The organism is Aeromonas sp. R7-5 (assembly GCF_040908015.1).
GTDB lineage: Bacteria > Pseudomonadota > Gammaproteobacteria > Enterobacterales > Aeromonadaceae > Aeromonas > Aeromonas caviae.
Window position 1 is genome coordinate 66423 of record NZ_JBFOCZ010000027.1, and the last position, 12488, is coordinate 78910.

Consider the following 12488-nt stretch of genomic DNA (forward strand, 5'->3'; position numbering starts at 1 on the left):
GGGAATCAACCGGCGTAGAGGGCGTTGATCTCGTCGGCCAGGATGGCGATGCCGCGACGCACCAGATCTTCGCTCTGGGCATAGTTGAGGCGGATGCACTCCTGGCTGTGGCGCCACTCGGGATCGTCGATGCCGGGGAAGAAGTAGTGGCCGGGCACGATCAGCAGGTTCTTCGCCTTCAGTCGCTCATACAGCTCCTGGCAGTGGATCGGCAGGTCTTCGAACCAGAGCCAGAGGAAGAGGGCACCCTCCGGCTTGTGGATGTGGAAGCGCGGATCCGGAATGGCCTCGCGCAGCAGCTGGACCGCGAAGGTGGCTTTGTGCTGGTAGAAGGGTTTCACCACCTGTTCGCTCAGGGTGATGATGTCTCCGCTCTCGATCATCGGAATGGTGATGGCCGGACCCAGGCTGCCCGGTGCCAGATTGATGATGCCGCTCAGGTTGGTGATGGCCCGGATGATCTTCTCGTCGGCGATGACGATGCCGCAACGGGTGCCAGGCAGGCCGAGCTTGGAGAGGCTCATGCAGAGGATGGTGTTGGCGTTCCAGAACGGCTTGGCGTCGCTGAAGATGATGCCGGGGAAGGGCACGCCGTAGGCATTGTCGATGAGCAGCGGGATCCCCTTGTCACGGGCGATCTGATCGAGGTGCTCGATCTCCTCGTCGGTGAGCACGTTGCCGGTGGGGTTGGTCGGCCGGGAGACACAGATCACCCCGATGTCGTCGCCCACCTGCAGGCTCTCGAAATCCACGTGGTATTTGAACTGGCCGTCGGGCAGCTTCTCGATGGTGGGCTTGTAGGCGACGAAATGATCGTCCGAGAGGGCCGAGTCGGCATAGCCGATGTATTCGGGGGCCAGGGGGAACAGCACCTTCTTCTTGCGACCGTCGGCGAATTCGCCGGCCAGCAGGTTGAACAGATAGAAGAAGGCGTTCTGGCTGCCGTTGGTCAGGGCGATGTTGCGGGCGGAGATCTCCCAGCCCAGCTCCTTGCTGAGCAGGGCGGCCAGCGCCCTGGTGAACCTGTCCTTGCCCTGGGGGCCATCGTAGTTGGCCATGGCCTTGATCAGTTCGCCGTTGTCGAGCAGGGTATTGGCCTCGGCCTGAAAGCGTTCCAGCATGGCGGGGATGGGGGCCGGATTGCCGCCTCCCAGCATGATGGCGTCGGGATTCAGCAGCCCTTGATTGAGGTCGTCCATGAGTTGGGTAATACCGGCGTGGCGAGTGAACTTCTCGCCGAACAAGGAGAATTCCATTCGGTGGCAAATCCAGAGTCAGTTAAGGGGGGAGCTAGCACCATAGCTCACTTCAAAAGCGGGTGTCGATCAAAAAAACGGGGCGTTTCACGTGGAACAGGGTTGCCATGATGGAGGTGGTAAAAAAAACCATTTATAGGTTATAAAAAAACCAACATTCGATTCAGGAAGAGGGGTGGTAGCATCAAAAAATTATTTATATCAATAAAATCATGCTGTTATAAATCTGGCACAACTATTGGAATAGCTATCTGGTCATCTCAACCACACCGGAGCACGCCAGATGAAGATCCTGATCGCTACCCTGATTGCCAGCAGCCTGAGCCTGAATGCCATGGCCACCGAGAACCCCAGACCCGAGCTGGACAGCGCCGCCCTGCAACAGGAGATGCTGGCCTTGCAGCAGCAGGCTTCCCATGACGTGGTGGCAGAGGCCATTCAAAACCTCAAGCCGCTGGCCCTGGAGACCCTGGTGGTGGAGGCGAGTTCGGCCGATGCGACTCATCCCGAGAGTTGAGGTAGCGCAAGGGGGTCTGCCCCGTGTGCTGCCTGAAGAAGGCGATGAAGGCGCTGTCGCTGGCGAACTCCAGCGCAGCGGCCACCCGGCTGATGGGCTCGGCTTCGGCCAGCAGTTCCATGGCCCGAAGCAGTCGCCACTGCTGGCGCCAGGCCTGGTAGCTCATACCGGTCTCCCGCATGAAGATGCGGCCTATGGTCTTGCCACTGGCACCCACCCGTTCGGCCAGCCGGTTGAGCCGATCGGGCAGGGTGTCACCCCGCTTTATCTCCTGCAGCCAGCCGGTCAGACGCCCGTCTGACGGCAGCGGCAACTGCCAGGATTCCCGCGGCGCTTGCGCCAGCTCTTCTTTCAATAATGCCAGTGTGCAGGTTTGTTCTGCTTCCGGCTTGTCCCACGGCCAGAGCGCCATCCGCTCGATGATCTCCCGCAGCAGCGGGTTGACGGCCAGCACCGCCATCTCGTTTAGCAACGCGGGCTCCGGCTGGAAGTAGAGGGAGCGATACGCCACTACCCCGCGCATCAACACCCGGTGGGGCAGGCCTGCTGGCAACCAGGCTGCTCGCGTCGGCGGCAGCAGGCAGACCTGATCGTCCAGCTCTATGGTCATGCAGCCTGCCTGGGCGAACAGCAGCTGGTGGCGCTGGTGCTGATGGCGGCCGGAGTCGTGCCAGCCGAGGGCGGCGGCAATACCGATGGCGCTGCCGTCGTGCTGGTCCGGATCAAAGGGGTGATCGGGAAGAATAAAGGCCATGTGTCCGATTCTTGCTGTTTATAGTCCGCCTTATTGTAATCGGACATGTTATCCCTCTCTAGAATGGCGACCTCTTGTGAAGGAGGTGTGTCATGAACAACAGGTTGCCACCGCGCTGGCTGGTGGTCGGATTGATGATGTTTCCCCAGATAGTGGAGACCATCTACAGCCCGGTGCTGACCCATATCGCCACTGAGTTTCGGGTGAGCGAGGGGCAGGCGTCCCAGACCCTGTCGGTCTATTTTCTGGCGTTTGCGGCGGGCGTGGTCTGCTGGGGCCGAGTGTGCGATCTCATCGGGCGGCGTCCCGCCATGCTGGCGGGGTTACTGACCTATGGCGCCGGCACCCTGCTGGCGTTGCTGGCCACTCAATTTGAAACCCTGCTGCTGGCCCGGGTCATCGCGGCCTTCGGCGCCGCCGTGGGTTCCGTGGTGACCCAGACCATGCTGCGCGACAGCTATCAGGGCAGCGATCTGGCACGGGTCTTTTCGGTGATGGGCATCGCGCTCTCCCTGAGCCCGGTGCTGGGGCTGGTGAGCGGTGGCCTGCTTGCTGATGGCTTGGGTTATGTCGGGGTATTCGGCGCCCTGCTGGCGCTGGCAATCGGCTTGTTGCTGATGGCTTGCTGGCAACTGCCGGAAACCCGCCCGGCCACCACCCAAAGGGTCGCACTCTGGCCGCTGGCCTGCCGGATGGTACGTGATACCGGCTTGTGGCGCAGCGCTGCCCTGGTCGCCCTGTTCAACACCATGCTGTTCGGCTACTACAGCCTGGCGCCGTTTCTGTTTGCCAGTCTGGGGTTGAGCGCGGGCGAGTTTGGTTACTCCGGCATCGTGCTGGCGCTGGCGACCCTGGTGGGCAGCCTGCTCAACAAGCATCTGCTGGGCCGTGGCTGGACGCCTGCCTCGTTAATACGGCTCGCCGCCGTTCTGGCGTTGGGTTCGGGTTGGCTGGTGTGGGCCAGTCAGGCATCGCTCTGGTTTCTGCTGCCCATGACGGGAGTGGTGATCGCGTTCGGGCTGGCTATCCCCAATGTGCTGAGCCAGGCTCTGCTGGCCTATCGGGAAGTGGCGGGCAGTGCCGGGGCCCTGTTCGGGCTTGGCTACTACCTGTTGCTCAGTCTGGGGCTGGGGATTGCAGCCAGCTTGCAGGATCTCGGGCTGCTGCTCGGGGGATGCGGTCTGCTGGCACTTTGCTGCGGTTGGCGTCGTTCCACGTGAAACATCAGGTGTCGATAAAACGGTAGCCGATGCCGGCTTCAGTTTCGATCAGGGTGGGTTGCTGGGAATGTTGCCGCCCAGCTTCTTGCTGCAACATCAGCTGCCGATAAAGCGGTAGCCGATGCCGGATTCGGTCTCGATCAGCGTGGGTTGCTGGGGGTTATCTCCCAGCTTCTTGCGCAGGCTGGCGATGACGATGCGCAGGTAGTGGGTATCTTCCTTGTGGCTCGGTCCCCAGATGTCGATGAGCAGCTGGGTCTGTTGCACCAGCTTGCCGGGGTGGCACACCAGCGCCTGCAACAGGGCGAACTCCTTGCGGGAGAGGGGGATCTCCTCGCCCTGCAGGGTGACTTTGTGGCTGCTGCTGTCCAGGGTCAGGCCACAGTGGGGGAAGTGGCGGCATTCGCCGCTGGTGGCGCCGACCCGCTGGCGCAGCAGCACCCGGATACGGGCCATCATCTCCCCGACGCCGAACGGCTTGCTCATGTAGTCGTTGGCCCCCGCATCCAGCAGCCGCACCTTCTCCTGCTCGGAGTCCCGCGCCGAGAGCACCAGCACGGGATTGGCGTGATGCTCGCGGATGGCGTGCAGGATTTGGATGCCATCACCGTCCGGCAGGCCCAGATCCAGGATCACCAGGTCGGGGTTGAGGTGGCGATACTGCGCCATCCCCTCGGTGACGCCGACCGCCTCACTCACCTGATGCCCTTCGGCGATCAGGCTGATCCGCAAAAAACGGCGGATGGCCGCCTCGTCGTCGATGACCAGTATGTGAGCCATTCAGCCTCCCGTTTGCTGATTGAAAAGGGCGGCGACCATCAGGCCGCCGGTGCGTTGAGGGCCAGCGGCAGGGAGATGCGCATGCAGGTGCCGTTGCCGTTGGGGCCGGCGAATGCCCAGATGCGGCCGCCGTGGACCTCTATCATAGCGCGGGAAATGGCGAGGCCAAGCCCGGTGCCGCGGCTGCCGCAGTCGCCGACCGGCTGGGTGTAGAACAGATTGAAGATCTTGTCCCGATCCGACTCGGCGATGCCGACCCCGATATCGATGATGTCGATGATGAGGTCGGGGTCCGCCAGCATCACCTTGAACTCGATGGGGGTGCCGGCCGGTGAGTAGCGGGAGGCGTTGTCGAGGATGTTGACCAGCACCTGCTCGATCAGGGCGCCGTGCATATAGAGCCGGGGGATCTGCTGATCGAAGTGCACCAGCAGCTTGTGCTGGCGCCAGGAGGAGTCGAGCCGGCGGCGGGCGCTCTCCACCAGGTCCGCCAGGTCGACCCAGTCCCGTTTCAACTGGAAGTCCGGTGAACCGATGCGGGTCATGTCCAGCAGGTTTTGCACATAGCCGTGCAGGCGGCGCGCCTCGTCCTGCACCGAGTGCAGCAGTTCGATGCGGTCCTCCGCACTTATCCGGTCCCCGTATTCCAGCAGGGTGCTGCCAGCCCCCATGATGGTGGCCAGCGGCGTCTTCAGGTCGTGGGAGACCGAGGAGAGCAGGGCCGCGCGCATCCGGTCGGTCTCCGCCTGCAACTGGCTGTCCGCCAGCCGCTCGTTGAGATCGATCCGCGCCAGGGCGGCGCGGATATCGGTGAGCAGGGCCTGTAGCTGGTGCTCGGCGGCGGAGGTGAGCGGGCTGGCCAGCCGGATGCCCAGCACCAGGTCATCGCCGAGGTGATGATACTGGGCCTCGGCGGCGTTGAGGGTGGCGGTATGGGCACCGGCACTCTGTTTCTGGGCCAGGCACCAGTCAATGGCGGCCTTGTCTGTCTGGCCCGGCCCGGTCTGGGTGTCACCGGCCCGGTACTGGTAATCCCCATCGAGCGCGAACACGGGCTGCCCAAGGGCGAGGGCGATGGCCTGGGTTCCCTGTCTCAGCACGTCCACCGGGCTGCTGGCGGTGGCCAGCCCCTGGCTCAGGGAGAGCAGGGCGTTACCGAGCTGCTGGGTCTCGCGCAGACTGACCAGTTGCTGACGCTGGCGGGAGGCGAGGCGCCCGGCCGCGATGCCGACGATGAGCAGCACGAACAGGGTGAGCAGGTCGCTGTGGCTGGCCACGCTCAGGGAGAAGTAGGGGACGGTGAACAGCAGATTGTGGCCGACGAAGCCCAGCACCGCAGCCAGGATGGCGGGGACCAGACTGGTGGTGAGCGCGGTGGCCAGCACCCCCAGCACGAACAGCATGGGCAGGGAGGCGGGGGGCAGCCAGTGGGAGAGGGCCCAGACCGCGGCCGAGGTCCCCCCCATGATGGCCACCGCGAGCAGGCTCTGGCGAAGCTCACCCGGGCCTGCCGTAGGTAGGGTCAGGCCGGGCTTGCGCTTCTCGGTATCCACCAGCGTGATCTCGAATCCCTGCGCCTGTTTGAGCAGGTGCTGTACCAGGGATCGACGCCAGGGCGGGTTGCGGGATTTGCCGAGCAGCAATTGGGAGACCTGCTGCTGTTCGGCGGTTTCCAGCAGGGCATCGGCCACGGCCGGGCTGGAGAGGGTCAGCACCCTGGCCCCCAGTTGGGAGGCGAGGGCCAGCGCCTGCTCCAGCTCGGGGGAGCGTTGCCCCTTGCTGTCGATGTGCACCACCAGCCAGGGCAGTTGCCTGCGCTGGGCGAAGCGGTGGCCGTAACGCACCAGGGCGGCGCCGTGCTCATCTCCGATGCAGACCATCAGCTTGCCCCGCAGCGGCAGTGTGGTCTTGCCGGCGGCCTGCCACTGCAACTGCAGATCCCCCTCCACGTGGCTGGCGGCGGTCTGCATCGCCAGCTCCCGCAGAGCGGTCAGGTTGTTCAGAGAGAAAAAAGACTGCAGGGCGGCCTTGGCCTGGTGGGGCACATAGACCTTGCCCTCCTTGAGGCGGCCGAGCAGCTCCTTGGGGGGGAGGTCGATCAGTACCAGGCTGTCGGCCTCCAGCAGCACCTGATCCGGCAGGGTCTCCTTGACCCTGACCCCGGTCAGCTGCCACACCAGATCGTTGAGGCTCTCCAGGTGCTGCACGTTGAGGGTGGTGTAGACATCGATGCCGGCACCGAGCAACTCCTCCACATCCTGCCAGCGCTTCTCGTGGCGGCTGCCGGGGGCGTTGCTGTGGGCCAGCTCGTCTACCACGGCGATGGCGGGTTTTCGCGCCAGCAGACCGTCCAGATCCATCTCCTCCAGTCGCTGCTGGCGGTGCAGGTGCAGCTTGCGCGGCTGGATGGCGAGCTTGTCGAGCAGGGCCAGGGTCTCCTGGCGACCGTGGGTCTCCACCACCCCGATCAGGATGTCGACTCCCTCTCTGGCCTGCTCCCGCACCGCCTGCAGCATGGCGTAGGTCTTGCCGACGCCGGGGGCCGCGCCGAGAAACACCTTCAGCTTGCCCCTGTGCTCCTGCTCCAGGCTCGCCAGCAGGGCGTCCGCCCTCACTTCATCACGCATCCCCGTGCTCCCGTTGCATCGGCCGAACCGCGGCCGTGACCTCATTGCTCATGCTTGTCCCCGTTGTCGAAAGGGAGCCTTCCCGAACGGCAAGGAGCGCCCTCAGGCGCCCTTTTGATGATCGAGTTGCAGGTTCAACTGGAGAATGTTGACCACCTGCGGGCCAAGGATACCAGCTTGTGCCGCCGACTTGACCTGCTCCGTCAGCCGAACGGGATCCAGCCCCCGTTGCCCGGCGACCCTATCCACCTGGGCCAGCGCTGCATCGAGGGGCAGATGGGGATCGAGGCCGGAGGCGGAGCGGGTCAGCAGGGCGGGGACCCTGGCTTCCGGCTGCGCCCTGGCCGCCGCTGCGGCAAACTCGGCCCGTAGCGGCGAGCTCATCCCCAGGTTGCTTCCGCCGCCACCTATGGTGGCGAAATCGCTGGCGGAGGGGCGGGAGTGGAAGTAGTCGGCCCGCTCGAACTTCTGTGCCAGCAGGGCGCTGCCGACCACCTGCTGTTTGGCGTTGGTGAGCAGGCTGCCGTTGGCCTGCCAGGGGAAGAGCAGCTGGGCCAGCCCGGTGACGGCCAGCGGATACGCCACCCCCAGCAGCAGGGTCAGGGTCAGCAGGGTTCTGATTGCTATCATGATTTTTTGCTCCAAAAGATTGATGGGGTACAAGCCAGGCCTGCACCCCGCTATGTAGTCACACTAGGCCCAGGCCGGTGATGACCAGGTCGATCAGCTTGATACCTATGAAAGGCACTATCAGGCCGCCGACGCCGTAGATCAGCAGGTTGCGGCGCAGCAGGCTGGCCGCCGTTCCTTTCAGGCTGACCCCGCGCAGGGCCAGCGGCACCAGCGCGACGATGATCAGGGCGTTGAAGATGATGGCCGACAGGATGGCGCTCTCGGGGCTGCCCAGCTGCATCAGGTTCAGCGCCCCCAGCTGTGGATAGGCGGCGATGAACAGGGCCGGCAGGATGGCGAAGTACTTGGCCACGTCGTTGGCGATGGAGAAGGTGGTCAGGGCGCCACGGGTCACCAGCAGCTGCTTGCCTACCAGCACCACGTCCAGCAGCTTGGTGGGGTTGGAGTCGAGATCCACCAGGTTGCCCGCCTCCTTGGCGGCCTGGGTCCCCTCGTTCATGGCCAGCCCCACGTCGGCCTGGGCCAGGGCTGGTGCGTCGTTGGCGCCGTCCCCGCACATGGCGACCAGCCGGCCGTCGGCCTGCTCCTGACGGATGTAGGCCAGCTTCTTCTCCGGCGTCGCCTCGGCGATGAAGTCGTCCACCCCGGCCTCGGCGGCGATGGCGGCGGCGGTCAGCGGGTTGTCACCGGTGATCATCACGGTGCGGATCCCCATGTGGCGCAGGATCTGGAAGCGTGCCTTGATGCCCGGCTTGATGATGTCCTTGAGGAACACTACCCCCAGCAGCTTCTCGTGGGTGCAGACCAGCAGCGGGGTACCGCCCTGGCGGGCGATGTTGTCCACCGATTTGAGAATGAGCTCGGGCACCGCCTTGCGATCGAGGGAGAGGTAGCGCAGCACAGCGTCCACCGCCCCCTTGCGATAGTGATGGCCGTTGCGATCCAGCCCGCTCAGCCGGGTCTCGGCGCTGAAGGGGATGAGGATGTCGCTCTCCAGCTGGCTCGGTCTGGTGTGGCTCTTGCTCGCCAGGGTCAGGATGGATTTGCCCTCCGGGGTATTGTCTCCGAGCGAGGCCAGCATGGCGGCCTGAGCCAGCAGGGAGGGATCCACGCCGGGGGCCGGGATCAGCTCGTCCGCCATCCGGTTGCCGAAGGTGATGGTGCCGGTCTTGTCCAGCAGCAGGGTACGCACGTCGCCGGCGGCTTCCACCGCCCGGCCCGACTTGGCGATCACGTTGAGCTTCACCAGCCGGTCCATGCCGGCGATGCCGATGGCGGAGAGCAGACCGCCGATGGTGGTCGGGATCAGGGTGATGAACAGCGCCAGCAGATAGAGCCGGGGCACCTGGGTGCCGTTGTAGTCGAGGAACCAGGGCAGGGTGGCCACCACCAGCAGGAATATCAGGGTCAGCCCTACCAGCAGGGCGTCCAGCGCCATCTCGTTGGGGGTCTTCTGCCGCTTGGCCCCTTCCACCAGGGCAATCATGCGATCCAGGGTACTTTCGCCCGGGTTGTTGCTGATGTGCACCCAAATCTGGTCGGAGACGACGGTGGTGTTGCCAGTCACGCCGCTGCGGTCGGTGCCCGACTCGCGGATGACGGGGGCGGATTCGCCGGTGATGGCTGCCTCGTTGACCGAGGCGATGCCGGCGACCACTTCGCCGTCGGCCGGGATCATCTCGCCGCTGCGCACCAGCACCAGATCGCCCTTGAGCAGGCTGGTGGCCGGTACCCACTCGCCCTTGTCATCCTGCGGGCTGGTGACTCGACGTGCCTTGAGCTGGCTCATGCCGGCCTTCAGGCTGTCGGCCCGCGCCTTGCCGCGCCCCTCTGCCAGGGTCTCGGCGAAGTTGGCAAACCAGAGGGTGAGCCAGAGCCAAGCGGTCAGCTGCCAGGCCAGCGAAGGGGCGACGCCGGAGAGCGGCTGCCCCAGCAGCGACTCCAGGGTCGCCATCACGGCCGCCAGCCAGAGGGTGAACAGGATGGGGCTGCCGAACAGCGCCCTGGGGTTGAAGCGATAGAGGGCTTCCACCATGGCCTGCAGGATCTGTGATTTCTGTTTCTTGCCCTTCACCGGAATGGTGTCGGTGCTCATTGAAGCGGACTTGCTCATTGGAAAGCTCCCTGCATCGAATAGTTGGTCACGCAGATCAATCGGGTGTGCAGCATCAGAAGGCACCTCCCAGCAGGCTCAGGTGTTCCGCCACCGGGCCCAACGCCAGCACCGGCAGGAAGGAGAGACCCCCCATCAGCAGCACGGTGACGATCAGCAGGGTGATGAAGAGCGGGCCGCTAACGGGGAAGTCCCCTTCGCTCGTCTCCTGGCGTGGTGCGCGGGCCAGCTGGCCGGCGATGGCCAGTACCGGAATGATGTAGCCGAAGCGGCCGAGCAGCATGGCCAGCCCGATGGCGATGCACTGCCAGCTGTCGGCGGCGGCAAAGCCGGCGAAGGCGGAGCCATTGTTGCCGGCGGCCGAAGCGTAGGCATAGATCAGCCGTGACAGACCGTGGGGGCCGTCGTGACCGATGACGGTGGCGGAGTCCGGCATCAGCAGGGTAATGCCGCCGATCACCAATACCCCGACCGGCATCACCAGCATGCTGGCGACCACCCATTTCATCTCGGTGATGCCGAGCCGCTTGCCCAGATAGGTGGGGGTGCGCCCCACCATCAGGCCGCACAGGAACACGGTCAGCAGCACGAACAGCATCATGCCGTAGATGCCGGCCCCGACGCCGCCGAACACCACTTCACCCAGCAGCATGTTGATCATGGCGACCATGCCGGCGAGTGGGGCGAAGCTGTCGTGCATGGCGTTGACCGAGCCGTTGGAGGCAGCGGTGGTGGCCACTTCCCAGATGCTGGACAGCACGGGGCCGAAGCGGCTCTCCTTGCCTTCCCAGTTGCCGGCTTCGCTGGTGAGGTGGGCGAGGGCCGGATCCGGTTTCAGCTCCTGACCGATGGCGAGGCAGAGCCCCAGCACCAGCATGATGGTCATGGCTATGAGGATGGCGCGGCTGTGGGCCAGATCCTTCACGTAACGCCCCAGGGTGCAGACCATGGCGGCGGCCAGCGTCAGCAGGGCGACCATCTCCAGCCAGTTGGAGAGGGCGGTCGGGTTTTCAAACGGATGAGCCGAGTTGATGCCGAAGAAGCCACCGCCGTTGGAGCCGAGCTGCTTGATGGCGATCTGGGAGGCGGCCGGGCCGAGCGGCAGCAGCTGCTCCTGGCCTTCCAGCGCGTGGAACGGCAGGTAGGCCGACAGACTCTGGGGCACCCCCTGCCAGACCAGCAGCAGCGCCAGGATCAGCGCCATCGGCAGCAGCACGTAGAGACAGAAACGCACCAGATCCTGCCAGAAGTTGCCGAGGTGAGTGGTTTGCTGGCGGGCGATGCCGCGAAACAGGGCGATGGCGACGGCAGCGCCGGTGGCGGCGGAGACGAAGTTCTGGGTGGTGAGCCCCACCATCTGGCTGAAGTAGGAGAGGCTGGCTTCGCCGGAGTAGGCCTGCCAGTTGGTGTTGGTCATGAAGCTGACCGCGGTGTTGAAGGCGAGTTGCCAGTTCAGCCCGGGCAGCTGTTGCGGGTTGAGGGGCAGCAGCCCCTGTGCCAGCAGGATCAGGAACAGCAGGCCGAAGCCGGCGCCGTTGAAGGCCAGCAGGCTGAGGGCGTAGGACTTCCAGTCCTGCTCGCGCCCGTCCGTGCCGCAGCAGGCCAGGGTGGCGCGCTCAAGTGGGGCCAGCCAGCGACTCTTGCCTTCAAATACCCGATACAGGTAGTTGCCAAGCAGAGGCGCCGGCAGCAGCACCAGCAGCACGAACGCGACGGGATAGATGATCTCTTGCCACATATCCGGTTCCTCACTCATGGGTACGCGCGAGGGCGCGCAGCAGATAACCCGCGAGGGCGAGGACCAGCAGCAGATATAGCCAATTCATAACGACTCCGTTGAGGTAATTAGCGTCAGGGATCGATGCATATCCGTGTCGATCCCATGGGTCTCATTGACGCTGAAAGGGTATGTAAAACGGGCGTAAAGGCGCCATAAAGCCCAATTTGGCTGGCGTAAAATCGGCGTAAAGAAGGCAGGTTTTGCCGGCTGGTGGACGTGCAAGGCACAAAAAACCCGGCCTGGGCCGGGTTTGGAAGAAAGCGATGTGAATGCCAAATCACCTGTCAGCTTCCATCAGGCGTCACCACACGCAGCGGACGAGACCCAATTTTTTCCCCGGTCACTTCATCGACCACGATGGCCTTGATTTCCGTGCCGGCCTCCATATCGAAGAAACGGGTCATGTTGTCGTCCCCCCGATATTGGCGACCCCATTCACCAATCATGAAGAGTATCGGTAGAAAATCGCGACCGGCTGCAGTCAGCAGATACTCCTCACGGGGGGGATGTTCAGAATAAAGCCTTTTTTCCAGCAAACCCTCTTCGGTCAACGTCGCCAGTCGGCGGGTCAACATCGTGGGTGCAATTCCCAGACTTTTCCTGAATTGGTCAAAGCGAGTGAGACCGGCATGGGCATCACGCAGGATCAATATGCTCCATGCATCACCAGCAATGGAGATGCTGCGCGCGATAGGACATGGGGTATCGTAACTATTTTTTTTGTTCATATCATTTTGATAGTGACTTGGTGATGGATTGGCAGTATGTTGATATCAATTTGATAGTAACACTGCTTCGATACACAATC

10 protein-coding genes are annotated in these 12488 nt (G+C 63.9%); 2 read left to right on the plus strand and 8 right to left on the minus strand.

What is annotated here, in order from left to right:
- Positions 1 to 5 precede the first annotated feature (5 nt).
- On the minus strand, positions 6 to 1256 hold the full coding sequence (locus AB5Y53_RS11420) for a valine--pyruvate transaminase (protein ID WP_109113150.1): 1251 nt from the start codon (positions 1254 to 1256) through the stop codon (positions 6 to 8).
- 283 nt (positions 1257 to 1539) lie between these two features.
- Between AB5Y53_RS11420 and AB5Y53_RS11425 the strand changes: the two genes are divergently transcribed.
- A complete protein-coding gene (locus tag AB5Y53_RS11425) occupies positions 1540 to 1773 on the plus strand; it encodes a hypothetical protein (protein ID WP_052814509.1) in 234 nt (77 codons plus the stop codon).
- Here the strand turns inward: AB5Y53_RS11425 and AB5Y53_RS11430 are convergent.
- The gene (locus AB5Y53_RS11430; RefSeq protein ID WP_368182050.1) at positions 1703 to 2527 is read right to left on the minus strand and encodes a helix-turn-helix transcriptional regulator; all 825 of its coding nucleotides are present in this window, start codon (positions 2525 to 2527) and stop codon (positions 1703 to 1705) included. The two genes, AB5Y53_RS11425 and AB5Y53_RS11430, sit on opposite strands and share 71 nt — an antisense overlap.
- Positions 2528 to 2619: 92 nt before the next feature.
- Here AB5Y53_RS11430 and AB5Y53_RS11435 point away from each other — a divergent pair, with 92 nt between their 5' ends.
- The gene (locus tag AB5Y53_RS11435) at positions 2620 to 3747 is read left to right on the plus strand and encodes a multidrug effflux MFS transporter (RefSeq protein WP_368182051.1); all 1128 of its coding nucleotides are present in this window, start codon (positions 2620 to 2622) and stop codon (positions 3745 to 3747) included.
- Positions 3748 to 3843: 96 nt separating this feature from the next.
- On the opposite strand, the gene AB5Y53_RS11440 is transcribed toward AB5Y53_RS11435, so the two are convergent.
- The 6 genes from AB5Y53_RS11440 to AB5Y53_RS11465 all read right to left on the minus strand — a co-directional run bounded on the left by AB5Y53_RS11440 (position 3844) and on the right by AB5Y53_RS11465 (position 12408).
- Complete coding sequence (locus AB5Y53_RS11440) at positions 3844 to 4527, minus strand: response regulator (protein ID WP_010672297.1); 684 nt, start codon at positions 4525 to 4527, stop codon at positions 3844 to 3846.
- Between the two features lie 38 nt (positions 4528 to 4565).
- On the minus strand, positions 4566 to 7154 hold the full coding sequence (locus AB5Y53_RS11445) for a DUF4118 domain-containing protein (RefSeq protein ID WP_368182052.1): 2589 nt from the start codon (positions 7152 to 7154) through the stop codon (positions 4566 to 4568).
- 102 nt (positions 7155 to 7256) lie between these two features.
- A complete protein-coding gene (locus AB5Y53_RS11450) occupies positions 7257 to 7784 on the minus strand; it encodes a potassium-transporting ATPase subunit C (protein WP_049636913.1) in 528 nt (175 codons plus the stop codon).
- Positions 7785 to 7842: 58 nt separating this feature from the next.
- Positions 7843 to 9900, minus strand: coding sequence for a potassium-transporting ATPase subunit KdpB (gene kdpB / locus AB5Y53_RS11455; protein ID WP_368182053.1), 2058 nt, complete (start codon positions 9898 to 9900; stop codon positions 7843 to 7845).
- A 55-nt stretch (positions 9901 to 9955) separates the two neighbouring features.
- Positions 9956 to 11638 carry a potassium-transporting ATPase subunit KdpA gene (gene kdpA, locus AB5Y53_RS11460; protein WP_042066478.1) on the minus strand — a complete coding sequence of 561 codons (1683 nt, stop codon included), beginning with the start codon at positions 11636 to 11638 and terminating at the stop codon, positions 9956 to 9958.
- Between the two features lie 326 nt (positions 11639 to 11964).
- Entirely contained in the window at positions 11965 to 12408 is a 444-nt protein-coding gene (locus AB5Y53_RS11465; protein ID WP_368182054.1) for a winged helix-turn-helix transcriptional regulator, read from the minus strand.
- Positions 12409 to 12488: the final 80 nt, after the last annotated feature.

What these genes read in the sequence shown, in the direction of transcription:
- AB5Y53_RS11420 (WP_109113150.1), bottom strand. Translation starts at nt 1,256, where the DNA reads ATGGAATTCTCCTTGTTCGGCGAGAAGTTCACTCGCCACGCCGGTATT.
- AB5Y53_RS11425 (WP_052814509.1), top strand. Translation starts at nt 1,540, where the DNA reads ATGAAGATCCTGATCGCTACCCTGATTGCCAGCAGCCTGAGCCTGAAT.
- AB5Y53_RS11430 (WP_368182050.1), bottom strand. Translation starts at nt 2,527, where the DNA reads ATGGCCTTTATTCTTCCCGATCACCCCTTTGATCCGGACCAGCACGAC.
- AB5Y53_RS11435 (WP_368182051.1), top strand. Translation starts at nt 2,620, where the DNA reads ATGAACAACAGGTTGCCACCGCGCTGGCTGGTGGTCGGATTGATGATG.
- AB5Y53_RS11440 (WP_010672297.1), bottom strand. Translation starts at nt 4,527, where the DNA reads ATGGCTCACATACTGGTCATCGACGACGAGGCGGCCATCCGCCGTTTT.
- AB5Y53_RS11445 (WP_368182052.1), bottom strand. Translation starts at nt 7,154, where the DNA reads ATGCGTGATGAAGTGAGGGCGGACGCCCTGCTGGCGAGCCTGGAGCAG.
- AB5Y53_RS11450 (WP_049636913.1), bottom strand. Translation starts at nt 7,784, where the DNA reads ATGATAGCAATCAGAACCCTGCTGACCCTGACCCTGCTGCTGGGGGTG.
- kdpB (WP_368182053.1), bottom strand. Translation starts at nt 9,900, where the DNA reads ATGAGCAAGTCCGCTTCAATGAGCACCGACACCATTCCGGTGAAGGGC.
- kdpA (WP_042066478.1), bottom strand. Translation starts at nt 11,638, where the DNA reads ATGTGGCAAGAGATCATCTATCCCGTCGCGTTCGTGCTGCTGGTGCTG.
- AB5Y53_RS11465 (WP_368182054.1), bottom strand. Translation starts at nt 12,408, where the DNA reads ATGAACAAAAAAAATAGTTACGATACCCCATGTCCTATCGCGCGCAGC.